Raw genomic sequence first — 21,286 nt, 5'->3', positions numbered from 1 at the left:
TGATGATCTTCGCCACCACGCCGGCGCCGACGGTGCGGCCGCCTTCGCGGATCGCGAAGCGCAGGCCTTCGTCCATCGCCACCGGGTTGATCAGCGTGACCACCATCTTCACGTTGTCGCCCGGCATCACCATCTCGGTGCCTTCCGGCAGCTGGCAAGCGCCGGTGATGTCGGTGGTGCGGAAGTAGAACTGCGGGCGGTAGCCCTTGAAGAACGGGGTGTGACGGCCGCCCTCGTCCTTCGACAGCACGTACACCTCGGCCTCGAACTCGGTGTGCGGGGTGATCGAACCCGGCTTGCACAGCACCTGGCCGCGCTCCACGTCGTCACGCTTGGTGCCGCGCAGCAGCAGGCCCGCGTTGTCGCCCGCCTGACCCTGGTCCAGCAGCTTGCGGAACATTTCCACGCCGGTCACCGTGGTCTTCTGGGTCGGGCGGATACCGACGATCTCGATTTCCTCGCCCACCTTGATCACGCCGCGCTCGATGCGGCCGGTCACCACGGTGCCGCGACCCGAGATCGAGAACACGTCTTCCACCGGCATCAGGAACGGCTTGTCGATGTCGCGCTGCGGCTCCGGGATCCAGCTGTCCAGCGCGTCCACCAGCTTGATGATCGACGGCACGCCGATCTCGCTCTGGTCGCCTTCCAGCGCCAGGCGGGCCGAACCCGCGATGATCGGGGTGTCGTCGCCCGGGAAGTCGTACTTGGAGAGCAGCTCGCGCACTTCCATCTCGACCAGTTCCAGCAGCTCGGCGTCATCCACCATGTCGGCCTTGTTCAGGAACACGACGATGTACGGCACGCCCACCTGGCGCGACAGCAGGATGTGCTCGCGGGTCTGCGGCATCGGGCCGTCGGCGGCCGAGCACACCAGGATCGCGCCGTCCATCTGCGCCGCACCGGTGATCATGTTCTTCACGTAGTCGGCGTGCCCAGGGCAGTCGACGTGCGCGTAGTGGCGGTTCGGGCTTTCGTACTCGACGTGCGCGGTCGAGATCGTGATGCCGCGCGCCTTCTCTTCCGGCGCCGCGTCGATCGCGTCGTAGCCCTTGAACTCACCACCGAAACGCTCCGCGCCCACCTTCGTCAGCGCCGCCGTCAGCGTCGTCTTGCCGTGGTCAACGTGACCGATCGTGCCCACGTTCACGTGGGGCTTGGTGCGCTCGAACTTACCCTTTGCCATGGCTGCGTCTCGCTGGAATTTGCCTGCCGGAACAGGCGTGGGATTGCGAATATGGTGCTCACGAAAGGAATCGAACCTTCGACCTCCTCCTTACCAAGGAGGTGCTCTACCGACTGAGCTACGTGAGCAGATTTTGCAGCAGGACATTGTAATGCAATGGTGGAGCGGGAGACGGGAATCGAACCCGCGCTAGTAGCTTGGAAGGCTACAGTTCTACCATTGAACTACTCCCGCGCCGGGAGCCCTGCCTTGTTGCACCGCCGGCTGGTAAGGCCAGCGGATGACACATGGAACTGGTGGAGGGAGGTGGATTCGAACCACCGAAGGCGTAAGCCAGCAGATTTACAGTCTGCCCCCGTTGGCCGCTTGGGTATCCCTCCGTTCTTTCCTCGTTGAAAGACGGTCAAGCCCCTCAAAGAGCCCGTTATTCTGGCCGTCGCTTTCGATTGTGTCAACGGCTTTCTGCAAAAAAACCCCATCCCGTTCCAACGCCCGCTGCGGCGACCGGAACCGCCCCACCGACAGGCTCAGACGTTGAAGCGGAAGTGCAGCACGTCACCTTCCTGCACCCGGTATTCCTTGCCTTCCAGGCGCAGCCGACCGGCGTCGCGGGCGCCGGCTTCACCGCGGTATTTGATGAAGTCATCAAAGCCGATGGTTTCGGCGCGGATGAAGCCCTTCTCGAAGTCGGTATGGATCACGGCTGCCGCCTGCGGCGCGGTGGAGCCCGCCTTGACCGTCCACGCACGGACTTCCTTCACCCCCGCGGTGAAGTAGGTCTGCAGGCCGAGCAGCTTGTAGGCAGCGCGGATCACGCGGTTGAGACCAGGCTCCTCGAGGCCGAGATCCTTCAGGAACTCGTCGCGATCGGCATCTTCGAGCTGGCTGAGCTCTTCCTCGATGGCGGCCGACACCGGCACCACTTCGGCGCCTTCGCCCGCGGCACGCGCGCGCACGGCGTCCAGGTGCGGATTGCCCTCGAAGCCGTCTTCGAGCACGTTGGCCACGTACATCACCGGCTTGAGGGTGATCAGGAACAGGTCGCGCACTGCGGCCTTGTCGTCGTCGGAAAGGCCCAGCGAACGCGCCGACCTGCCCTCGTTCAGGGCGGCGCTGATCCGCCCGAGCACGTCGGCACGCGCCTTGGCATCCTTGTCGCCGGTCTTGGCCGAACGCTCGGCCTTGTTCAGCGCCTTGTCGACCGACTCGAGGTCGGCCAGCGCCAGTTCGGTGTCGATGGTGTCGATGTCGGCAAGCGGATCGACCCGGTTGTTGACGTGGATGACGTCGTCGTTCTCGAAGCAGCGCACCACGTGGGTGATCGCATCGACTTCGCGGATGTGCGCCAGAAACTTGTTGCCCAGGCCCTCGCCGCTGGCGGCACCGGCCACCAGGCCAGCAATGTCGACGAACTCCACCGCGGTCGGTATGACCTTCTGCGGATTGATGATTTCGGCCAGCGCGCCCAACCGCGGATCCGGCACCGGCACCACGCCCACGTTCGGCTCGATGGTGCAGAACGGGAAGTTGGCGGCGGCGATGCCGGCCTTGGTCAGCGCGTTGAACAGGGTGGACTTGCCGACGTTCGGCAGTCCGACGATGCCGCATTTGATGCCCATGGGGGATCCGTGGTTCGGGATTCGTGATTGCCGATTCGACGCTATGGTCAAATCGACAATCACCAATCGCCAATCACGGCGCGGGCGTGTGCAGCTGGGTCATCGCATCCATGAAATTGCCCTGCACTGCCAGCGGCAGCACCTCGGCGGCATTGCCGATCGCGCGCAGGATCGATGCCTCGTCGGCCGCGCCGGCGCGACCCAGCACCCATGGCGTCACCTTGTCCTTGTGGCCGGGATGGCCGATGCCGATGCGCAGGCGGTGGAACTTGCCGTGGCCGAGCAAGCGGATGGTGTCGCGCAGGCCGTTCTGGCCGCCGTGGCCGCCGTCGAACTTGAGCCGCGCCACGCCCGGCGGCAGGTCCAGTTCGTCGTGCACGACCAGCATTTCCTCGGGCTCGATCTTCCAATAGCGCAGCGCCGCGGTGATCGACTTGCCGCTGGCATTCATGAAGGTGGCGGGACGCAGCAGCCACACCGGCTCACCGGCCACCACGATCCTGGCGGTCTCGCCGAACAGCTTGCTTTCCAGCCCGAAACGCACGCCGTCGGCCTGCGCCAGCGCGTCAATAAACCAGAACCCGGCGTTGTGCCGGGTTCGGGCGTGTTCGGCACCGGGATTGCCCAGCCCGACGATGAGGCGAAGAGCAGCCATCGGAACGACTCCGTTTCCGCGACGTCATCCCCGCAGGCGCGGGGACGACGCGCAGGACAGGATTACTTGTCGTCCTTCTTGGCGGCCTTGGTCGCCGGCACTTCGGCGGTTTCCGGCGCAGCGATTTCTTCCGCCTCTTCCTTGCCGTGCTTGGCGACCACGACGGCGACGTCGTGTTCCTTGCCCAGCTTCAGCGCCGGGATTTCCACGCCGGCCGGCAGCTTCAGGTCGGACAGATGGACCACCTGGCCGATCTCCAGCGCGGACAGATCGACGTCGATCGCTTCCGGCAGGTCCTTCGGCAGGCAGCTGACTTCGACTTCGGTCAGCTCGTGCATGACGACCACGCCGCTGGTCTTGCCGGCAACGGACTTCTCCTGGTCCAGGAAACGCAGCTGCACCTTGGTGCGCAGGGTCTGGCTGGCGTCCACGCGCTGGAAGTCCAGGTGCATGATCAGCTGCTTGTACGGATGGCGCTGCATGTCGCGCAGGAGCACCTGCTCGACCTTGCCGTCGACGTCCAGGTTCAGGATCGACGAGTAGAACCACTCGTGGTGGCTGGCCAGCCAGATCGCTTCATGCTCGATCTGGATGGCCTGCGGGGCGGCGCTGCCGCCGTAAACGATGGCCGGCAGCTGGGCGGCACGACGCAGGCGGCGGCTCGCACCCTTACCTTCGACGTTGCGGCCGGTAGCCTTGATGGTGTGTTCGGACATGGCAATGACTCACTTCTGTTGCGATTGAACCGCCTCGCGGCGGTGGAAACACTCACCCGCGACCAGGTGAGTGGGGTGCATCGCCGGCGGGCCGGCGGCGCGGATGGGTGTCAGTCGACGTACAGCGAGCTGACCGACTCGCCAAACGCCATCCGGCGGATGGTTTCGGCCAGCAGCTCGGCCACGCTGAGCTGGCGGATCTTGCTGCAGGCGCGCGCCGCCGGCGACAGCGCGATGGTGTCGGTCACCACCAGCTCGTCGAGCGAGGACTTGTTGAGGTTGTCCATGGCGGCGCCGGACAGCACCGGATGCACGCAGTATGCGACCACCTTGCGGGCGCCGCGCTCCTTGAGCGCATTGGCGGCGGCGCACAGGGTACCGGCGGTGTCGACGATATCGTCCACCAGCACGCAGGTCTTGCCCTCGACGTCGCCGATGATGTTCATCACCGTGGCGACGTTGGCGCGCGGGCGGCGCTTGTCGATGATGGCCAGCTCGGCATCGTCCAGGCGCTTGGCGATGGCGCGTGCGCGCACCACGCCGCCGACGTCCGGCGACACCACGATCACGCCCTCGGTGCCGTGCACGCGCCAGATGTCGGCCAACAGCAGCGGCGAGGCGTAGACGTTGTCCACCGGGCAATCGAAGAAACCCTGGATCTGGTCGGCATGCAGGTCGATCGTGAGCACGCGATCGGTATTCACCGCGCTGAACATCTTGGCCGCCACCTTGGCAGTGATCGGCACGCGCGAGGAGCGCGGGCGGCGATCCTGGCGGGCGTAGCCGAAGTACGGCAGCACCGCGGTGACGCTGGCCGCCGACGCGCGCTTGAGCGCGTCGATCAGCACCAGCAGCTCCATGAAGTTCTCGGCGCTCGGCGCGTTGGTCGGCTGGATGACGTAGACCTCCTGCCGGCGCACGCTTTCCTCGATCTCCACCTGCACTTCGCCGTCGGAGAAGCGGCTGACCAGGGCCTTGCCCGGGCGCACGCCCAGTTCGCGGCAGACCGCGTCGGCCAGCGGCTTGTTGGCATTGCCCGAGAAAACCAGCAAGTTGGGGTTGTCTTGCATTTTGGTGGCCGCGTTGGGGGAGGCGATGGGCGCGCGATTGCGCAGGTTGGCAGGGGCGGAAGGATTCGAACCTACGAGTGCCGGGATCAAAACCCGGTGCCTTAACCACTTGGCGACGCCCCTAGAGATGCTGCTCCACTGCATCCAGCAGCGGCGACCGTTCCGCGCCGCGCGCCAGCCAGGCGGACGTGCCCGAGGAGAGCAGGCCCGCCGGCAGCGCCGCCAGCGCCGTTTCGGCGGAACCGCGATCCGCGAATTCCACGAAACAGCCGCTGCCCGAGCCCGTCAGACGCGGCGTGCCGACGCGCGAAAGCGCCTCGAACACAGCCTCGACGGCCGGTTCGCGGCAACGCAGCACCGGCTCGAACGCATTGCCGAGCACAGCTCCGGAAAGGAAGCCCGCTATTGTCACGGGTGGCGCATCGCGCGTCAAATCAGCGGCTTGGAACAATGCCGCGGTGGCGGCATGCACGCCGGGCGAGGCCAGCAGGTACCAGGCCGGCGGCAACCGGATCGGCTCCAGACGTTCGCCGATACCTTCCGCCCAGGCGTTGCGGCCGCGCACGAACACCGGCACGTCCGCGCCCAGCGCCTGCCCGAGTTCGGCCAGTCGGGCTTCGCCCAGGCCCAGGCCCCACAGGCAGTTCAAGCCGACCAGCACGCTGGCCGCATCCGACGAGCCGCCGCCGAACCCACCCCCCATCGGAATGCGCTTTTCAATGCCGATGTCAGCACCTTGCAGGCATTTACACGCATTTTTCAGCAGAATGGCGGCACGCACCATCAGGTCGTCCACCTCCGCGACGCCGCTGGCGCCCCCACCGATGCGGGCGATCACGCCGTCGGCGCGTGGGCGCAGGTGAACCGTATCGCCCCAGTCCAGCAGCCGGAACACGGTCTGCAGCTGGTGGTAGCCGTCGGCGCGCCGGCCGGTGATGTGCAGGAACAGGTTGAGCTTGGCTGGCGCTGGCCAGGCGCTCCAGCCCTCGGCCGTGGTGAAACCGGTCATTCCGCCGCCCACTGGTCGATAACCAGCCGCACGCGATCCTCGCCCCGGCGAGCCTCGACCTTCCCCGGCAGCGGCAGACCGCCGGCATCGGCATTCCAGCCGTCGTATTCCACCGTCCAGCCGCCCTGCTCGATCCGCCGCGGCAGCAGGTCAAGCCCGTAGGCGATCCGCGCCGGGCCAAGCCCTGCCGCGGCGGCGGCCGCGCCGCGCACCCAGCAGCCAAGCGCAGCCACCGGGATGTCCCAGCCGGTGGCCTCGCGCAATAGCCGCGCGGGATCGGAATCGCGCAGCGGCGTTTCGGCCACGCCCTGCAGCACGGCGCCACCACCATCGACCTCCAGCACCCAGCTCTGCCGCGTCACCGGCGCCGACAGCTGCAGGCGCTGCGCGCCCGCCGCCTGCGTCCATTCGATCCGGCCGCTGCCACCCTGCCGGCCATTGGACAGCGCCACTCTGCCGACCAGCGACCAGGCGGGTGCGGCGCAGTCACCGCCGGCCAGCCCCAGTGCAGCCGTGCGCACGCGCTGGGCGGCGTCGCCGGCAAGCACATCGCCGCTCGCCACTGGCCGCGGCAGCGTCGCGCAGCCTGCCAGCGCCAGCGCCAGCAGCGCGCCCGCCGCTGGCCTCATGCCCCGGTCTCCTGCAGCGCGCGCTGCAGCGAACGGTTGTCCGGATCGAGACGGCGCGCATCGTCGAAATACTTGCGCGCCTCCTCCTTGCGGCCCAGCACCCACAGCACCTGGCCGAGATGGCTGGCGATGTCGGGGTCCTGTTGCAGCGCGTAGGCGTGGCGTAGGTGGTCCAGCGCGGCGCGGGCCTTGCCCAACCGGAACAACACCCAGCCATAGCTGTCGATGATGGCGGCGTTGCCCGGCTCGGCCACGCGCGCGCGGTCGATCAGTTCCAGCGCCTCGCGATAGCGGTCGGTGCGATCGGCGAGGGTATAGCCCAGCGCGTTGAGCGCGGCGACGTTGTCCGGGTCGATCACCAGCAGGCGGCGCAGGTCCGCTTCGGCCTTGCCGATCTGGTCCAGCCGCTCCCACATCAGGCCGCGGGCGTAGAGCAGCGCCGGGTCGTCCGGGAACGCCGCCAGGCCACGCGCGTAGGCCTCCTGCTCGCCGTTGGCGTCCCTGGCCTTCTGGCGCAGCTCCGCCTCCAGCAGGTAACCGTCGCGACGGTTGTCGTCGGTAAGCTCGGGGTCGGCCTGCAGCGCGCGCAGGGCCTCGAATGCCTGCGCGGGCCGACCCATCGCGTGCAACACGTTGGCGGCACGCAGGCGGGCGGCGCCCTGCATCCGTTCGCCCGGCACCTTGGCATACCAAGTCAGCGCCTCGTCGTGGCGCTCCAGCAGTTCCGCCAGCTGGCCCAGCAGCAGCCGCCGCATCGGATTGGGCGTGGTCGCGCCGCGCTTGAGCTCCTCGTACAGCGCGGTCAGGCCGGCCTTGTCGCCGGCCTTGTCCAGCAGCGCCGCACGGCGGGCGTACATGGCTTCATCCTGCGCACCCAGCGCCAGCACCTGCGCGGCCTTGCCGGGATCGCTCAGCGCATCGTATTCGCCGGCCAGCGCCCAGCGCAGGGTCGGCGGCAGCTGCGCCGGCTCGCCCAGCGCAGCCAACGCGGCGCGGGCCTCTTCCAGCTTGCCGCCTTCACGCAGCAGCTGCGCCCGCAGCAGGGCCACGCGCGGCTCGCCGGGGAAGCGCGCCACCACCTGCTGGACGATGCGATCCACCAGCTTCGGCTGCTCCAGCCGCTGCGCCAGCCCGCCGAAACCCAGCCAGGCCTGCAGCTGGTGCGGCAGGGCGTCGCGGGCCACGATCTCCTCAAGCATCGCCACCACCAGCGCCTGCCGGCGCCCGACCGCGCCAACCAGAGCGGTCAGCGCCGGGCGCCAGCCATCGGGCTCGGCCAGCAGCGCGCGCAGTTCGCGCCGCGCCGCGCGCTTGTCGCCAGCGCGCAGGGCCAGGCTGGCGGCCACCATCCGCGCCTCCAGGCTTGGTTGCGGCGCCAGCGCCTGCCAGGTGTCGTACGCCTCACGCGCCAGCGCGTCCTCATCGGCCAGCAGGGCGATGCGGGTGGCCCGCTCGGCCAGCACCGGGTCCTGCGCGGCGCGCGCGGCATCCAGATAGTGTCGCGCCGCCTCCGGCAGCAGCCCGCCCTGCAGCGCGAATTCGCCGGCCAGGCTGGCTTCCAGCGGATCCACCCGGGTCTGCGCTGCAGCCGGATTGCCGGCTACCACCGCGGTGCAGGCCAGCAGCGCGGCCAGCAGCGCAACCAGTGGGAACGGGCGCGGACCGGAGCGTTGCGGATTGGGCATGGCAAGGGCCGGTACAATTGGCGGTCGGGCCCGCAGCTTAGCGCAGGCAACTGAACGAATTCGTCGCGCACCACAGCCATCGCCACGCCCCATGAGCCTGTATGTCCTCGGCATCAACCACCAGACCGCGCCGGTTTCCCTGCGCGAAACGGTGGCGTTCGGCCCGGATACGCTGCGGCAGGCGTTGGCGTCGCTGCGTGCACAGGCCGGCGTGCAGGAAGCGGTGCTGCTGTCGACCTGCAACCGCACCGAGCTGTACGCCCGCAGCGACAACGGCCCCGACGCGCTGGCCAACTGGCTGGCCGGCCAGCAGCGCGCCGGCGACGACCTGCATGCCTACCTGTACCGGCACGACGAGGCCGATGCAGTGCGCCACCTGTTCCGGGTCGCGACCGGGCTGGATTCACTGGTATTGGGCGAGCCGCAGATCCTCGGCCAGGTCAAGCAGGCCTGGAACGATGCGCGCGATGCCGGCAGCCTCGGCGGCCCGCTCGACCGCGCGTTCCAGCAGGCCTTCGCCACCGCCAAGCGCGCGCGCACCGAAACCACCATCGGGCGCAACCCGGTCAGCGTCGCCTCCACCGCGGTGCGGCTGGCGCAGGAATCGTTCGCGCGGCTGGATGAATCGGACGTGCTGCTGATCGGCGCCGGCGAGACTATCGAACTGGCCGCCCGCCACCTGGTGGCCGGCAAGGTGCGCCGGCTGTTGATCGCCAACCGCACGCTCGCCCACGCGCAGGACCTGGCCCGGCGCCACGGCGGCTTCGCACTGCCGCTGGAGGAACTGGATCGCCACCTGGCCGAAGCCGACATCGTCATTTCCGCCACTGCCGCACGCCAGCCGATCCTCCAGCGCGCCCAGGTCGAGCAGGCGCTGCGCTCGCGCAGGCACCGGCCGATGCTGCTGCTGGACCTGGCGGTGCCGCGCGACATCGCCGAGGACGTCGCCACCCTGCGCGACGTCTTCCTGTACACGGTCGATGACCTGGAGCGGGCGATCGAGGACAACCGCGCCGCCCGGCGCAACGCCGCCGAGCAGGCCGAGGCGATCATCGAGGTGCACGCTTCACGCTTCATTTCCGCACTCGGCCAGGGCGATGCAGCGGCCCCGCTGCGCCGCCTGCGCGAGCACGGCCAGGCGGTGCAGGCGCAGGCGCTGGCGAAGGCGCGCGCGCAGCTTGCCGCCGGCCGCGATCCGGCGGAGGTGCTGGACCTGCTGGCGCACACCCTGACCAACAAGCTGCTGCACGCGCCCAGCGCCGCGCTGCGCGAGGACGCCGCGCTCGGCGAGGCGGCGATCCGCCTGTTCACCGCCGGCAAGGGCGACGCCGACGCATGACTCCCGCCCTGCGCCGCAAGCTGGAAGCGCTGCTGGAGCGACGCGAGGAAGTGGAGCGCCTGCTCGCCGATCCGTCCGTGGCCGCCGACCAAGCGCGCTTCCGCGCGCTGTCGCGCGAATTCGCCAGCCTGCAGCCGGTGGCCGATGCGCTGGCCGCGGAGGCGCAGGCGCGCGAAGATCTTTCCGCGGCGCAGGCGATGCGCGACGACCCGGAACTGCGCGAGCTGGCGGACGACGAGATCGCCGCTGCAACCGCCCGGCTTGCCCAGCTGGAAGGCGAACTGCTGGCCCAGCTGGTGCCGAAGGACGCACGCGACGACGGCGGCCTGTACCTGGAAGTGCGCGCCGGTGCCGGCGGTGACGAGGCCGCGATCTTCGCCGGCGACCTGTTCCGCATGTACGCGCGCTACGCGGAAACCCGCGGATGGCGGGTCGAGGTGGAATCGGCCAACCCCGGCGACCACGGCGGCTACAAGGAAATCATCGCCCGCGTGGAAGGCAACGGTGCCTATGCGCAGCTGAAGTACGAATCCGGCACCCACCGCGTGCAGCGGGTGCCGGCCACCGAATCGCAGGGCCGCATCCATACCTCGGCGGCGACGGTGGCGATCATCGCGCTGGAGAGCAGCGGCGATACCGAGATCATCATCAATCCCGCCGACCTGAAGGTGGACACCTTCCGCAGCTCCGGCGCCGGCGGCCAGCACGTCAACAAGACCGAATCGGCGATCCGCATCACCCATGTGCCCACCGGCGTGGTGGTGGAGTCGCAGACCGAGCGCAGCCAGCACGCCAACCGCGACAAGGCGATGAAGCGCCTGCAGGCGATGCTGGTGGAGGCCGAGCTGGAAAAGCGCGCCGCCGCCACCGCCGCCGACCGCAAGCTGCAGGTGGGCAGCGGCGACCGCAGCCAGCGCATCCGCACCTACAGCTATCCGCAGGGCCGGATTACCGACCACCGCGTGGAAGGGCTGACCCTGTACGACCTGCCGAACATCCTCGAAGGCGACCTCGGCCCGCTGATCCTCCGCCTGCAGCAGGAACAGCAGGCTGAGGCCTTGGCGCAGCTGGCGCGCGAGGCGTGAGGCACTGGCGACGGCCAGCACACCGGATTCCCGCCGCCGCGGGCACGACGAACAAGGGATTCCCATGACGATTTCGATTTCCCGCGCCGGCCCCGCCGACCTCGATGCGCTGGCCGCACTGTTCGACGCCTACCGCCAGTTCTACGGCCAGCCGCCGGACCCCGCGCTCGCACGCCAATGGCTGCGCGAGCGCCTGCGCTTCGGCGAATCGACCGTGCTGCTGGCCAAGCGCGCGGGCGCAACCGTCGGCTTCGTCCAGCTGTATCCGATGTTCTCCTCGGTGCGCACCGCAAAGACCTGGATCCTCAACGACCTGTACGTCGATGCCGGCGCGCGCCGCCGGGGCGTGGCCCGCGCGCTGCTGGACGCCGCCGCGGCGTTCGCGCGTGAAGACGGGGCGGCCGGCATTTCGCTGGAAACCAGCCGCGACAACGCGGCGGCGCGCGCGCTGTACATCGCCGCCGGCTGGCGGGAAGACGCCACCCAGTGGTATTCGCTGGCGCTTTGAGCCGTACCGCGGACTGACGCGGCCCTGCGGCAACCGATCTACACTCGTCGCCTACCTGCCCGCAAAGGAACGACGATGTCGATCGACGCCACCCTGCGACTGCTCAGCAAGGCCCGCGGCCTGTCCGTGGCGGACATCGCCACCGCCATCCCCAGGGCCGGGATCGGTACCGTCAATGCCTGGCTGAAGGGCGAGAAGCTGCCCGGGCGCGATCAGGTCGACGCCCTCGCCCGCGCCTTTGGCGTGCCGGCCAGCGCGCTGCTGTCGGAACTCGCCAGCTCCCTGGATCCCGCCCGTACCAAGGGCGAACACGAGCTGCTGGCCGCCTACCGCAGCCTGGGCACCCGCCAGCAGGGCGCCCTGCTGGAGGTGGCGCGCAGCATGAAGCCGAAGGTGGCGCGCTGATGAGCCGGCTCACGCGCAAGCAGTACGAAGCCCTGCTGGAGCCGATGCAGGTGGAACTGGCCCACGCCGCGCGTTGGCTGCAGCACAGCGGCCGGCGGCTGGTGGTGCTGTTCGAGGGCCGCGACACCGCCGGCAAAGGCGGCGCCATCAGCGCCATCCACGAACACCTCAATCCGCGCCAGTGCCGGGTGGTGGCATTGCCGAAGCCGACCGAACGCGAAGCTGGCCAATGGTATTTCCAGCGCTACATCGCGCAGCTGCCCGCGGTCGGCGAGATCGTCCTGTTCGACCGCAGCTGGTACAACCGCGCCGGGGTCGAGAAGGTGATGGGCTTCGCCAGCGACACACAGGTAACGGCGTTCCTGCGCGCCACCCCGCAGTTCGAGCGGCAGCTGGTCGACGACGGCATCCTGCTGTTCAAATACTGGCTGTGCTGCGACCAGGACAAGCAGGAAAAGCGCTTCGCGGAACGCCTGGACAACCCGCTCAAGGGCTGGAAGCTCTCGCCCATCGACCTGGAGGCGCGCACCCGCTACCGCGCCTATACCGACGCGCGCGAGGCGATGCTCAAGGCCACCCACAGCGAACAGGCGCCGTGGACGCTGGTGGATTTCAACGACCAGAAACTGGGCCGGCTGAGCCTGATCCGCGACCTGTTGAACCGCCTGCCCGACACCCGCATCGATGCGCCCGACATTGCCTTCCCACCGCTGACCGGCAGGCTGGCGAAGGAACGCTATCGCGCACTCAAGCCGATTCCCGGCTTCAAGCCCTGAGCCGGCTCAGCCGGTCGTGAACCCCGCGCCGGCAACGGCAGCAGCGTTCGCATCGAAGCGCGCCACCTCGTCCACCCGCGCCAGTGGCGGGCCGCGCTGCAGCCAGCGTTGCAGCGCGTCGATCGCCGCATCGTCGCCAGCCGCCAGCACTTCCACGCTGCCGTCGGCGAGGTTGCGCGCATGCCCGGACAACCCCAGCCGCAGCGCCTCGTCGCGGGTGGACGCGCGGAACCACACGCCCTGCACCCGGCCGCTGACGAGGAAGCGGGCGGCGGCCATCTCAACCAGCCGGTGCGGCGGCGGCCGGCTTCGGCCCGCCGAACCCGGCGATGTCTTCTTCCAGCATGCGCGCGGTCACCGGCCCGGTGTACTTGCGCAGCATCCTGCCGTCGGGGCCGATCAGCCAGGTCGTGGGCAGGCCGCGCGGCGCACCGAAATCCTTCGGCGGCTCGTACACGTCGATGCGTGCGATCGGGTAGGCCACGGGGCGTTTGGCCAGGAACGCGCGCAGCTCGTCCTCGCTGGTGTCCTCATAGGCCAGTCCGATCACCGCGATGTGCTGGCGCATCGCCGCCAGCGCCGACAGCTCCGGCATTTCCTTGATGCACGGCCCGCACCAGGTGGCCCAGTAATTGACGATCACCCACTTGCCACGCTGGCCGGCCAGGTCGTAATCCGCGCCGTCCAGGGTGGTGACGCGCAGCGACGGGCGCTCCACCTGCGGCGGCTGCGCCGCGGCGGAAGCGGGCTTGGGCTTGGCCGCGGGCGCGGTCGCCTGCGGCGCGGGGTCTGGCCCGCGCGAGCAGGCCGCGAGCAGGCCCGACAGCAGCAGGGCGACGAAACGAAAGTGCATGCGATTCATTCTTCCTGGATCCCGGCATAGACACTGGAAACGGGTTGCCGCAACGGCTGCTGCAGGGGGGTGCGCAGCAGCGCGATGGTTTCGCGCACGGCCACGCCCAGCGCATCGTCCGGCTGCGGCACCGGCACGTCGACCGCGGGGATCCGCAGTTGGGCGGCCTCGTACAGTTCGTCCAGGCGCACGTCGTCGAGGTCGCGCGCCAGCAGCCACTGCCCGCTCTCGGCCCGCTGCAGCACGTTGATGCTGGCCATCCGCCCCAGCAGCGACTGCACCATGCTGTCGGTCAGGCTGGGCTCCATCGCCTCGATCTGTTCGCTGGTCAGGCCATTGCCACTGGCACGCGCGTGCTGGAAGCGGCCGAGCATGCGCAGCAGCCCGTACAGCTCGTGCCCGTGCGGCAACCGCAGCGCCTGCGGCTGGTAGCGGAACGCCGACATCGACGAGGCGAACGAGGCGCCGAACAGGATCGACACCCAGCTCAGGAAGATCCACAGCATCAGGATCGGCACCAGCGCTACCGCGCCGTAGATCTTCTGGTAGGAATCGAAGCTGCCGAGGTACAGGCCCAACCCGGCCTTGACGCATTCGAACAGCGCCATCGACAGCAGCCCGCCGGCCAGCGCATGCCGCCACGCGACGGTGCGGTGCGGCACCACCTTGAACACCGCGGCGAACGCCAGCAGCTCGATTCCCATCGGCGCCAGCCGCAGCATCAGCGCCTCCAGCCAGCGCCCGGCCAGGGTTTCGAAGATCGCCAGCGCGAAGAAGCGGGTGGACAGCGCCAGGCTGGCCGCGGCCACCAGCGTGCCCAGGGTCAGCACCGTCCAGTACACAAGGAAGCGGCCGAACTTCGGCCGCGCGGTGGGCACCCGCCAGATCCGGTTGAAGATCGCCTCCACGCTGCTCAGCGTCACCATCAGCGACACGATCAGCGCCAGCGCGCCGGCAGTGGTCAGCGACTTGGTGTTGGATGAGAAATCGGTGAGGTAGCCGGACACCGCCTGCGCGGCCCGCGGCACGAAGTTGGCGAAGATGTAGCCGCTGAGGCGCGCGCTCCAGGCATCGAACACCGGGAACGCCGACAGCACGCCGAACGCCACCATCGACAGCGGCACCAATGCAAACGCGGTGGTGTAGGACAGCGCGCCGGCCGCTTCGAACAGGCGGTCGTCGAGGAAGCGCCGCAGCACGAAGCGGCCGAAGCTGCCGGCCCGGGCCGGGTCGCGCAAGCGTTCGCTCCAGCGGTAGATCGAATCCAGCGGTTCCATCCGGCAAGCGTAACCGATGCCATGAATCCATCGCTTGCACTATGCTGCCGCGTCCCTTGGCACGATTGGCGCGCATGTCCGAGATCCTGGTCCTGTATTACAGCCGCGGCGGCTCGGTGGCGCGACTGGCGCGGCAGATCGCCCGTGGCATCGGGGAAGTCGACGGCATGCAGGCACGCCTGCGCACCCTGCCGCCGGTGGCACCGGTGACCCAGACCGCGCAGCCGCCGGAACCCGAAGACGGCGCGCCCTATGTCGAAAAGCGCGACCTGGCCGAATGCGCCGGCCTGCTGCTGGGCAGCCCCACCCGCTTCGGCAACATGGCGGCGCCGGTCAAGCATTTCCTCGACACCCTCGGCGCGGAATGGGCCAGCGGCACCCTGGTCGGCAAGCCGGCGGCGGCGTTCACCTCCACCGCGACCATGCATGGCGGCCAGGAATCGACCCTGCTGACCATGCTGGTACCGCTGCTGCACCATGGCTGCGTGGTCGCCGGCATTCCGTTCACGGAAGCTGCGCTCAACACCACCCGCAGCGGCGGTACGCCCTATGGCGCCAGCCACGTCGCCGGCATCGACGACGACCCGCAGCTCAGCGACGACGAAACCGTGCTGGCGCGCGCGCTGGGCCGGCGCATCGCCCAGCTTGCGCAGCGGCTGCAGGCATGAACGCGCAGCGCTACCTGGCCGCCGCGCTGGGCGCACTCGCGGCGTTGTTCGTCGGCTGGTCGGCAACCCGCGCCGAGGCACTGCCTGGGCTGCTGGTATTCGCGCTGCCGCCCGCCCTGCTGGCGATCACTGCCCTGCGCGGCTGGCATCGCGCCGGCTTCACCGCCGCGGTGCTGGCCCTGCTGTGGTTCAGCCACGGCGTGATGCTGGCCTGGGCGGAACCCGCGCAGCGGCTGTTCGCACTGGCGGAAGCCGCGCTGGCGCTGCTCATCGTCCACGCTGCCTGCCTGCCCGGCATGCGCGCCCGCCGCGAGCGACGCCAAACCCCGGAATGAACGCCGATCCGCGCATGGCCGGGCTCGACCCGGAGGTTGTCGCGATGGTGCAAGCCGGCGCCCGCGCGCTGCGCGACCGCGATCCCGCGCGTGCGGAATCGCTCTTGGTGCAGGCCTGCCGACAGGCGCCCGCGCATCCGGAGCCGCTGCGTTATCTCGCGATACTGCAGTTGCATACGCGCCGCGCGCCGCAGGCCGTCGACACGCTGCAGCGTGCGCTGGCACGGACGCCGGGCGACGCGCTGCTGCATTCGGACCTCGGCAGCGCGCGCGCGGCCTGCGGCCACGCCGATGCCGCGCTGGACAGCTGGCGGCGCGCCTGCGAACTCGACCCCGCGCAGCCGACGCCATGGTTCAACCTCGGCCGCAATCTGCAGCAACGCGGCGATACCGATGCCGCCATCACCGCGCTGGAGCGCGCCACCGCGCTGGCGCACGCCCTGCTGCCCGCGCAGGTGCTGCTGGGCGACGCGCTGGCGCACGCCGGCCGCTTCGAAGAATCCGCGGCCCGCTACCGCGAGGCGCTGCGCCTGCATCCGGCCTGCGGCGATGCCTGGCGCGGGCTGTCCAACATCAAGACGGTGCCGTTGGATGAGGCCGATGCCGCCCTGCTGCGCGCGCAGCTGCAGCGTCGCGACCTCTCCAGCGCAGATCGGGTGGCGATGGGCCACGCGCTCGGCAAGCTGGAAGAGGACCACGGCCGCTACGACGCTGCCTACGTCGCATTCCAGGCCGCCAACGGGCTGCAGAAGCAGCTGACGCCGTGGCGCGCGCAGGCGTTCGAACGCTACGTTGAAGACGCGCTGGCGGCAACCGCCAGCCTGCCGCCGCCACTTGATCCTGCGCTGGGGCAGGAGGTGATCTTCATCGTCGGGCTGCCGCGCTCCGGCTCCACCCTATTCGAACAGATCCTGGCAGCGCATCCGCTGGTGGAAGGCGCGGGCGAACTGCCGGACCTCGGCATCGTGCTGCAGCAGGAATCGCTGCGCCGCGGCCGGGCCTATCCGCAGTGGGTGGCCGAGGCCAGCGCGACCGACTGGGACCGGCTGGGCCGCGACTACCTCGCGCGCACCGCGCGCTGGCGCAGCCGGCACCCGCGCTTCACCGACAAGCATCCGGACAACTGGAAGCATGCCGGCGTGCTGCGCGCGATGCTGCCGGGCGCGACGGTGATCGAAACCCGGCGCGAACCATTGGAAACCGCGTGGTCCTGCTACAAGCAGCAGTTCTACGCACAACCGCATTTCGCCAACGACCTGGCCGACATCGCCTGCTACCTGCGCGGCTGCGAGCAGGCGATGGCAACCTGGCGCGCGCGCGACCCGGCGCGCCTTTTCCTGCATCGTTACGAATCGCTGCTGGAAGACCCGGAGCCGGCCATCCGGGGGCTGCTGCGCGATTGCGGGCTCGCTTTCGATGCGGCTTGCCTGGCGCCGCATCGCGCCACCCGCAGCGTGCGCACGGCCAGCGCCGCGCAAGTGCGTCAGCCGCTGCGCGCCGGCACCGCCCGGGCCATCGCCTATGGCAGCCTGCTCGACCCGCTGGCATCGCTGCTGGGATCGCTGCTGTTCTAGCCGGGCATGCCGCCCGCTGGGGTTTTACAATGGGCGCATGGACAACCTGCTCATCGTCACCACCGGCGGCACCATCGACAAGATCTACTTCGACGACAAGTCGGACTACCAGATCGGCGATCCGCAGATCGGCATGATCCTGCGCGAGCTCGGGGTGACCTTCCAGTTCAACGTGATACCGATCCTGCGCAAGGATTCGCTGCACATCAGCGACGACGACCGCGAGCTGATCCGCGCCACCATCGCCGCGCAGTCCACCCGCCATGTACTCGTCACCCATGGCACCGACTCGATGGTCGCCACCGGCAAGGTGCTGCAGAGCATTCCCGGCAAGACCATCGTGATGACCGGTGCGCTCAGTCCGGCACGCTTCCGCGGCTCAGACGCCGAATTCAACATCGGCTGCGCCATCGGCGCTGTTCAGTCGCTGCCGGAAGGCGTCTACATCGCCATGAACGGCCGCATCTGGACACCCGACCGGGTGCGCAAGAACGTGGCCGAGAACCGCTTCGAAGCGGCCAACTGAGCCCGCCTGGCGCACGCCGGGCTTGACCCGCAACAGAAAACCCCGGCCGGAGCCGGGGTTTTTGTTGGTGCCACCGGAGCTGCGACAGGGCTGCGCCGTGAGGCGACGCAGCCCTGGCAGGCTCAGTTGGTGCTGCTGCTCAGGGTGACCCCGGAGAACGTCGAGTACGCGCGCACCTTGATGTAATAGGTGGTGGCGGTGGTAGGCGTCAACGTGCAGGTCTCGTTGTTGCCGGTGTTGTACGGACGGCAGGTGTAGGTACTGGTGGTCGGCTCGGCGCCGGCGCGGACGAACAGATCCGCATCGCCGGTGCCACCCGAGGTCTTGATGGTGGCGGTCTTGCCGGCCGCCACTGCGAGCGTGTAGGTCGAGGACCAGTTGCCGGTGCTCACCGTCGGCAGGTTCACCGAGGTGTCACCGCCGCCACCGCCGCCAGCGGTGTAGTCGCCCACCAGACTGACGCCGGTGAATGCCGAATAGGCCTTCAGGCGGATATGGTACGTGCCGCCGGCCGAGGTTGCGAAGGTGCACGTCTCGGCATTCCCGGTCTTGTACGGACGGCAATCGTAGACGGTGTCGGTCGGGGCGCTGCCCAGCTTGACGTACATATCCCCATCGCCGGTACCACCGGACATCACGAAGGACACGTTGGTGGCACCCGCCGGCACCACCATGGTGTAGCTGACCGTGTTGCCGGCGGTCTGGTTGATGCCGGTCACCGCCACGCCCTTGGTCAGCGCGCCGCCGGTGCTGCCACCGCCGCCGCCACCGCCGCCCGCACAGGCCACGCCGACCGAGCTGAACGCCGCGGTGACATCAGCCTTGCTGAAGCCCAGGTCGGTCGCCGCCGTTTCCACGCCGCAGGCACCCTGGTTGAAGGTGCTGCTGGAGGTCCAGTAGTCGCGATTGGCGCGGGCGAACGTCTGGAAGGCCTTGACCACGCCCCAGCCGGGCTTGTTGGAGAGCAGGTAGAACGCCTTGTTGTAGACGCCCGAACTGTAGTGCACGTCCATGCCGCTGGTGTAGTTCGAGGCATGCCCGATGGAGCGGCCATCGCGGGTGGGATCATCCATGTAGCGCAGCGCGCCAGTGCCCTTGAAGATTTCGGCACCCACCTTCCAGTCGTTGCTGCCGCGCATGTAGAACTCCGCGGCCTCGCCGGCCATGTCGGAGAACGCTTCGTTCATGCCGCCGGACTGGTTGGAGTAGACCAGGTTGGACTGCTGCTCGGTGAACCCGTGCGAAACCTCGTGCGCGGACACGTCCAGGCTGACCAGCGGGTAGAAAGTGCTGGCGCCGTCGCCGAAGGTCATCGCGCTGCCGTTCCAGGTCGCGTTCTCGTAGTTGTTGCTGTAGTGCACGCGCATGGTCAGCTGGAAGGTCAGCGGCGCCATGCCGATGTACGCCTGGTACATGTTGTAGATGCCGTTGCCGAAGTAGTGCGCGTCGTTCAGCGGCGAATAGGCGCCATTGATGGACTTCACCGTGTTGCGCGGGCAGGTGTACGAGAAGGCGGTGCTGCCACTGGTGCCGTGATTGAGGTTCACGGTCTTGACGTTGGGACTGGTCATGGTGCAGGTGTTGCCACTCTGCGTCACGTTCAGGTAGCCGTAGTCGGTGCCGTACTCGTACTGGCCGGTCTTCTGATTGCCACCGGGACCGGTGCCATTGGCATGCTGCAGGTTTTCCCAGCGCTTGATCACCTTGCCGGTGATGGCATCCATGATGATCACGGGACGGGTCGGTGCGGCGTTGCCGGAGACGGCATCGGCATAGAAGCTCACCGCGTAGGCCAGATGACCACGGCCGTTGTCGTCGACGAAGACCACCAGTTCGGAGGACTCGTTCTCGGTGAGCATGCCGGCGATGCCCTGGCCCAGCGCAAGCCGCTTGCCGGCGACCAGCGCCGCGGCCTTGCCGAACTTGGGCGTGGTCGAGGCGATGTCGGCCTCGAGCCCGGACACCAGGTTGCCGAACATGGTCCGGACGTTGCCGTTGCGGTCCTCGCTGACCACCACGCCCTGGCCAAACACGGGAATGCCGCGCCACGCCTGGTCATAGCGATAGTTACGGACGCCGCGGTCCTGGCGGGTGGCGCGCATCAGCAGGGTGCTGTCGGCGCCTGGGCGGATGAACTGCGCGTGGCGGCGGTTCGCCATGGAGGCGACGCCCTGGGTCGCGGTGAGCGACTGGTACTGCTGGCGCAGCTGGGTGATGTTGCGCTGGTGCAGGTCGGCCCGCTGCGCCGCGTGCGCGCCGGAGGCGGCAAGCGCGAACAGGATGGCGGTGCCGAGCAGGTTGGTAGTGCGGAAACGGTTCACTGGCGTTTTATCCCTGGGGTTGTTGGTTGGGTGGCCGCGATCGCGGCGACGGACGAACAACTTCACAGCCCACCTGCGCGCCCCCGGCGTGAACCGCCATGTAGTTGCGACACGGGTGTCGCCACGGAACCTGAACGGCTACGAAGCGATCGCCGACGGTCAGACTCCACCACAAGGCGCGGCAAAGAAGGATGGGTAATGGGGATATAACCAGAAATTGTGTGCCGCCAGAAAGCAAGCAGCATCAAGGTTTCAGTTGTTACGATAAACCTGCTGCGATGCAGCATCCAGCGCCATCGCGGGTTCGCGACGGGGTTTTTGCGGCACCGCATCACATTTCTGCGCTGCCGTAATGCGTCACATTGCGACGCTTCCGGCTAGTCCGATAGTCACAGCCTCGCATCCGGCGCGACCGCGCCGGCCTGCGCAGTGCCGGGCTCAGAACATCCCGGTTTCGAGCCTGGCCACGTCCGACATCAGGGTCTGGTTCCACGGCGGGTCGAATACCAGCTCGATGTCGGTGGCCACAACGGTCGGGATCTTCTCCAGCTTGCTGCGCACGTCATCCACGAGGATGTCGCCCATGCCGCAACCGGGCGCGGTCAACGTCATCCGCACCCGGACCCCGCGGTCACCCCCCTCCGGCTGGTACAGCTCAGCCAGGTACACCAGCCCCAGGTCCACGATGTTGACCGGGATTTCCGGGTCGAAGCAGGTCCGCAGCTGGTCCCACACCACCCGCTCGACATCGGCATCGGTGGCGCCCTCCGGCAGTTCCAGCGGTTCGGCCGGCTGCTTGCCGATGGCATCGCCATCCTCGCCGGCGATGCGCATCAGGTTGCCTTCCACGAACACCGTCCAGCTGCCGCCCAGCGCCTGGGTGATGTAGCCCACGGTGCCGGCAGGCAGGGTGACCTCGTCGCCCTGCGGGACTAGGACGGCGGCGCAATCGCGCTCGAAACGGACGGGTTCACTGCTACGGGAATACATGGCGGGAGATAAGGTCGGATCGAATCCGTACCATTCTAGTCCCAATCGAATTGCCCGTCT

General features: G+C 68.7%; 22 protein-coding genes and 4 tRNA genes. 9 read left to right on the top strand and 17 right to left on the bottom strand.

The window, feature by feature from the left end; translation table 11 throughout:
- The 12 genes from tuf to G582_RS0114180 all read right to left on the bottom strand — a co-directional run.
- A partial coding sequence (gene tuf, locus G582_RS0114235) for an elongation factor Tu (RefSeq protein WP_028840389.1) occupies positions 1-1,186 on the bottom strand: 1,186 nt, incomplete at its 3' end.
- A 52-nt stretch (positions 1,187-1,238) separates the two neighbouring features.
- A tRNA-Thr gene (locus tag G582_RS0114230) sits at positions 1,239-1,314 on the bottom strand.
- Between the two features lie 32 nt (positions 1,315-1,346).
- Positions 1,347-1,420: transfer RNA gene (locus tag G582_RS0114225), tRNA-Gly, on the bottom strand.
- Positions 1,421-1,480: 60 nt separating this feature from the next.
- Positions 1,481-1,566 (bottom strand) — tRNA-Tyr (locus G582_RS0114220).
- A 147-nt stretch (positions 1,567-1,713) separates the two neighbouring features.
- Positions 1,714-2,805: a redox-regulated ATPase YchF gene (gene ychF / locus G582_RS0114215; protein ID WP_028840388.1), complete on the bottom strand. Its 1,092-nt coding sequence runs from the start codon at positions 2,803-2,805 to the stop codon at positions 1,714-1,716.
- A 73-nt stretch (positions 2,806-2,878) separates the two neighbouring features.
- Positions 2,879-3,460, bottom strand: coding sequence for an aminoacyl-tRNA hydrolase (gene pth, locus G582_RS0114210; RefSeq protein WP_028840387.1), 582 nt, complete (start codon positions 3,458-3,460; stop codon positions 2,879-2,881).
- A 62-nt stretch (positions 3,461-3,522) separates the two neighbouring features.
- The gene (locus G582_RS0114205) at positions 3,523-4,176 is read right to left on the bottom strand and encodes a 50S ribosomal protein L25/general stress protein Ctc (RefSeq protein WP_028840386.1); all 654 of its coding nucleotides are present in this window, start codon (positions 4,174-4,176) and stop codon (positions 3,523-3,525) included.
- 110 nt (positions 4,177-4,286) lie between these two features.
- On the bottom strand, positions 4,287-5,246 hold the full coding sequence (locus G582_RS0114200) for a ribose-phosphate diphosphokinase (protein ID WP_028840385.1): 960 nt from the start codon (positions 5,244-5,246) through the stop codon (positions 4,287-4,289).
- A gap of 47 nt (positions 5,247-5,293) precedes the next feature.
- A tRNA-Gln gene (locus G582_RS0114195) sits at positions 5,294-5,369 on the bottom strand.
- A complete protein-coding gene (gene ispE, locus G582_RS0114190) occupies positions 5,368-6,255 on the bottom strand; it encodes a 4-(cytidine 5'-diphospho)-2-C-methyl-D-erythritol kinase (protein ID WP_028840384.1) in 888 nt (295 codons plus the stop codon). Before ispE ends, G582_RS0114195 begins: the two co-directional genes overlap by 2 nt.
- Positions 6,252-6,884 carry a lipoprotein insertase outer membrane protein LolB gene (lolB, locus tag G582_RS0114185; RefSeq protein WP_028840383.1) on the bottom strand — a complete coding sequence of 211 codons (633 nt, stop codon included), beginning with the start codon at positions 6,882-6,884 and terminating at the stop codon, positions 6,252-6,254. The genes ispE and lolB overlap by 4 nt, the downstream gene beginning before the upstream one ends.
- On the bottom strand, positions 6,881-8,569 hold the full coding sequence (locus tag G582_RS0114180; RefSeq protein ID WP_051247315.1) for a tetratricopeptide repeat protein: 1,689 nt from the start codon (positions 8,567-8,569) through the stop codon (positions 6,881-6,883). Before G582_RS0114180 ends, lolB begins: the two co-directional genes overlap by 4 nt.
- A 91-nt stretch (positions 8,570-8,660) precedes the next feature.
- Between G582_RS0114180 and hemA the strand changes: the two genes are divergently transcribed.
- The 5 genes from hemA (at position 8,661) to ppk2 (ending at position 12,682) form a co-directional block, all read left to right on the top strand.
- Positions 8,661-9,908 carry a glutamyl-tRNA reductase gene (gene hemA / locus G582_RS0114175; RefSeq protein WP_028840381.1) on the top strand — a complete coding sequence of 416 codons (1,248 nt, stop codon included), beginning with the start codon at positions 8,661-8,663 and terminating at the stop codon, positions 9,906-9,908.
- On the top strand, positions 9,905-10,993 hold the full coding sequence (gene prfA / locus G582_RS0114170; RefSeq protein WP_028840380.1) for a peptide chain release factor 1: 1,089 nt from the start codon (positions 9,905-9,907) through the stop codon (positions 10,991-10,993). Before hemA ends, prfA begins: the two co-directional genes overlap by 4 nt.
- A 64-nt stretch (positions 10,994-11,057) precedes the next feature.
- Complete coding sequence (locus tag G582_RS0114165) at positions 11,058-11,501, top strand: GNAT family N-acetyltransferase (protein ID WP_028840379.1); 444 nt, start codon at positions 11,058-11,060, stop codon at positions 11,499-11,501.
- Between the two features lie 75 nt (positions 11,502-11,576).
- Positions 11,577-11,906, top strand: a complete 330-nt coding sequence (locus tag G582_RS0114160; RefSeq protein WP_028840378.1) for a helix-turn-helix domain-containing protein — start codon at positions 11,577-11,579, stop codon at positions 11,904-11,906.
- The gene (gene ppk2 / locus G582_RS0114155) at positions 11,906-12,682 is read left to right on the top strand and encodes a polyphosphate kinase 2 (protein WP_028840377.1); all 777 of its coding nucleotides are present in this window, start codon (positions 11,906-11,908) and stop codon (positions 12,680-12,682) included. The genes G582_RS0114160 and ppk2 overlap by 1 nt, the downstream gene beginning before the upstream one ends.
- A gap of 6 nt (positions 12,683-12,688) precedes the next feature.
- Here the strand turns inward: ppk2 and G582_RS16895 are convergent, their stop codons facing one another.
- From G582_RS16895 to G582_RS0114140, 3 genes are read right to left on the bottom strand one after another with little or no spacing between them, the layout of a single operon-like run.
- A complete protein-coding gene (locus G582_RS16895) occupies positions 12,689-12,961 on the bottom strand; it encodes an acylphosphatase (RefSeq protein ID WP_038054388.1) in 273 nt (90 codons plus the stop codon).
- Position 12,962: 1 nt separating this feature from the next.
- Complete coding sequence (locus tag G582_RS16890; RefSeq protein ID WP_051247322.1) at positions 12,963-13,535, bottom strand: TlpA family protein disulfide reductase; 573 nt, start codon at positions 13,533-13,535, stop codon at positions 12,963-12,965.
- 5 nt (positions 13,536-13,540) lie between these two features.
- Positions 13,541-14,812, bottom strand: coding sequence for a YihY family inner membrane protein (locus G582_RS0114140; protein ID WP_028840376.1), 1,272 nt, complete (start codon positions 14,810-14,812; stop codon positions 13,541-13,543).
- A gap of 74 nt (positions 14,813-14,886) precedes the next feature.
- On the opposite strand from G582_RS0114140, the gene wrbA reads away from it, so the two are divergent.
- From wrbA to G582_RS0114120, 4 genes are read left to right on the top strand one after another with little or no spacing between them, the layout of a single operon-like run.
- Complete coding sequence (gene wrbA / locus G582_RS0114135; RefSeq protein ID WP_038054449.1) at positions 14,887-15,480, top strand: NAD(P)H:quinone oxidoreductase; 594 nt, start codon at positions 14,887-14,889, stop codon at positions 15,478-15,480.
- Positions 15,477-15,815 (top strand): DUF2069 domain-containing protein, encoded by a 339-nt coding sequence (locus tag G582_RS0114130; protein WP_028840374.1) that lies wholly within the window; start codon positions 15,477-15,479, stop codon positions 15,813-15,815. Before wrbA ends, G582_RS0114130 begins: the two co-directional genes overlap by 4 nt.
- Positions 15,812-17,389 (top strand): tetratricopeptide repeat-containing sulfotransferase family protein, encoded by a 1,578-nt coding sequence (locus G582_RS0114125; RefSeq protein WP_028840373.1) that lies wholly within the window; start codon positions 15,812-15,814, stop codon positions 17,387-17,389. Before G582_RS0114130 ends, G582_RS0114125 begins: the two co-directional genes overlap by 4 nt.
- A 37-nt stretch (positions 17,390-17,426) precedes the next feature.
- The gene (locus G582_RS0114120) at positions 17,427-17,915 is read left to right on the top strand and encodes an asparaginase domain-containing protein (RefSeq protein ID WP_028840372.1); all 489 of its coding nucleotides are present in this window, start codon (positions 17,427-17,429) and stop codon (positions 17,913-17,915) included.
- Positions 17,916-18,037: 122 nt separating this feature from the next.
- On the opposite strand, the gene G582_RS0114115 is transcribed toward G582_RS0114120, so the two are convergent.
- Together G582_RS0114115 and sufT are read right to left on the bottom strand one after the other, a co-directional pair.
- A complete protein-coding gene (locus G582_RS0114115; RefSeq protein ID WP_051247313.1) occupies positions 18,038-20,236 on the bottom strand; it encodes a M4 family metallopeptidase in 2,199 nt (732 codons plus the stop codon).
- A gap of 438 nt (positions 20,237-20,674) precedes the next feature.
- Positions 20,675-21,226, bottom strand: a complete 552-nt coding sequence (gene sufT / locus G582_RS0114110; RefSeq protein WP_028840370.1) for a putative Fe-S cluster assembly protein SufT — start codon at positions 21,224-21,226, stop codon at positions 20,675-20,677.
- Between the last annotated feature and the right edge of the window lie 60 nt (positions 21,227-21,286).

This window comes from Thermomonas fusca DSM 15424 (genome assembly GCF_000423885.1).
Lineage (GTDB): Bacteria > Pseudomonadota > Gammaproteobacteria > Xanthomonadales > Xanthomonadaceae > Thermomonas > Thermomonas fusca.
The sequence above is the reverse complement of the archived record's forward strand: the minus strand, read 5'-3'. Positions and strand labels throughout refer to the sequence as shown.

Bases quoted from the DNA above. Each gene is read 5' to 3' on its own strand.
- sufT (WP_028840370.1), bottom strand. From the start codon at position 21,226: ATGTATTCCCGTAGCAGTGAACCCGTCCGTTTCGAGCGCGATTGCGCC.
- ispE (WP_028840384.1), bottom strand. From the start codon at position 6,255: ATGACCGGTTTCACCACGGCCGAGGGCTGGAGCGCCTGGCCAGCGCCA.
- hemA (WP_028840381.1), top strand. From the start codon at position 8,661: ATGAGCCTGTATGTCCTCGGCATCAACCACCAGACCGCGCCGGTTTCC.
- ychF (WP_028840388.1), bottom strand. From the start codon at position 2,805: ATGGGCATCAAATGCGGCATCGTCGGACTGCCGAACGTCGGCAAGTCC.
- G582_RS0114205 (WP_028840386.1), bottom strand. From the start codon at position 4,176: ATGTCCGAACACACCATCAAGGCTACCGGCCGCAACGTCGAAGGTAAG.
- lolB (WP_028840383.1), bottom strand. From the start codon at position 6,884: ATGAGGCCAGCGGCGGGCGCGCTGCTGGCGCTGGCGCTGGCAGGCTGC.
- G582_RS0114120 (WP_028840372.1), top strand. From the start codon at position 17,427: ATGGACAACCTGCTCATCGTCACCACCGGCGGCACCATCGACAAGATC.
- G582_RS0114160 (WP_028840378.1), top strand. From the start codon at position 11,577: ATGTCGATCGACGCCACCCTGCGACTGCTCAGCAAGGCCCGCGGCCTG.
- wrbA (WP_038054449.1), top strand. From the start codon at position 14,887: ATGTCCGAGATCCTGGTCCTGTATTACAGCCGCGGCGGCTCGGTGGCG.
- G582_RS0114165 (WP_028840379.1), top strand. From the start codon at position 11,058: ATGACGATTTCGATTTCCCGCGCCGGCCCCGCCGACCTCGATGCGCTG.
- G582_RS0114180 (WP_051247315.1), bottom strand. From the start codon at position 8,569: ATGCCCAATCCGCAACGCTCCGGTCCGCGCCCGTTCCCACTGGTTGCG.
- prfA (WP_028840380.1), top strand. From the start codon at position 9,905: ATGACTCCCGCCCTGCGCCGCAAGCTGGAAGCGCTGCTGGAGCGACGC.
- G582_RS16890 (WP_051247322.1), bottom strand. From the start codon at position 13,535: ATGCACTTTCGTTTCGTCGCCCTGCTGCTGTCGGGCCTGCTCGCGGCC.
- G582_RS0114140 (WP_028840376.1), bottom strand. From the start codon at position 14,812: ATGGAACCGCTGGATTCGATCTACCGCTGGAGCGAACGCTTGCGCGAC.
- G582_RS0114200 (WP_028840385.1), bottom strand. From the start codon at position 5,246: ATGCAAGACAACCCCAACTTGCTGGTTTTCTCGGGCAATGCCAACAAG.
- G582_RS0114130 (WP_028840374.1), top strand. From the start codon at position 15,477: ATGAACGCGCAGCGCTACCTGGCCGCCGCGCTGGGCGCACTCGCGGCG.
- ppk2 (WP_028840377.1), top strand. From the start codon at position 11,906: ATGAGCCGGCTCACGCGCAAGCAGTACGAAGCCCTGCTGGAGCCGATG.
- G582_RS16895 (WP_038054388.1), bottom strand. From the start codon at position 12,961: ATGGCCGCCGCCCGCTTCCTCGTCAGCGGCCGGGTGCAGGGCGTGTGG.
- G582_RS0114125 (WP_028840373.1), top strand. From the start codon at position 15,812: ATGAACGCCGATCCGCGCATGGCCGGGCTCGACCCGGAGGTTGTCGCG.
- pth (WP_028840387.1), bottom strand. From the start codon at position 3,460: ATGGCTGCTCTTCGCCTCATCGTCGGGCTGGGCAATCCCGGTGCCGAA.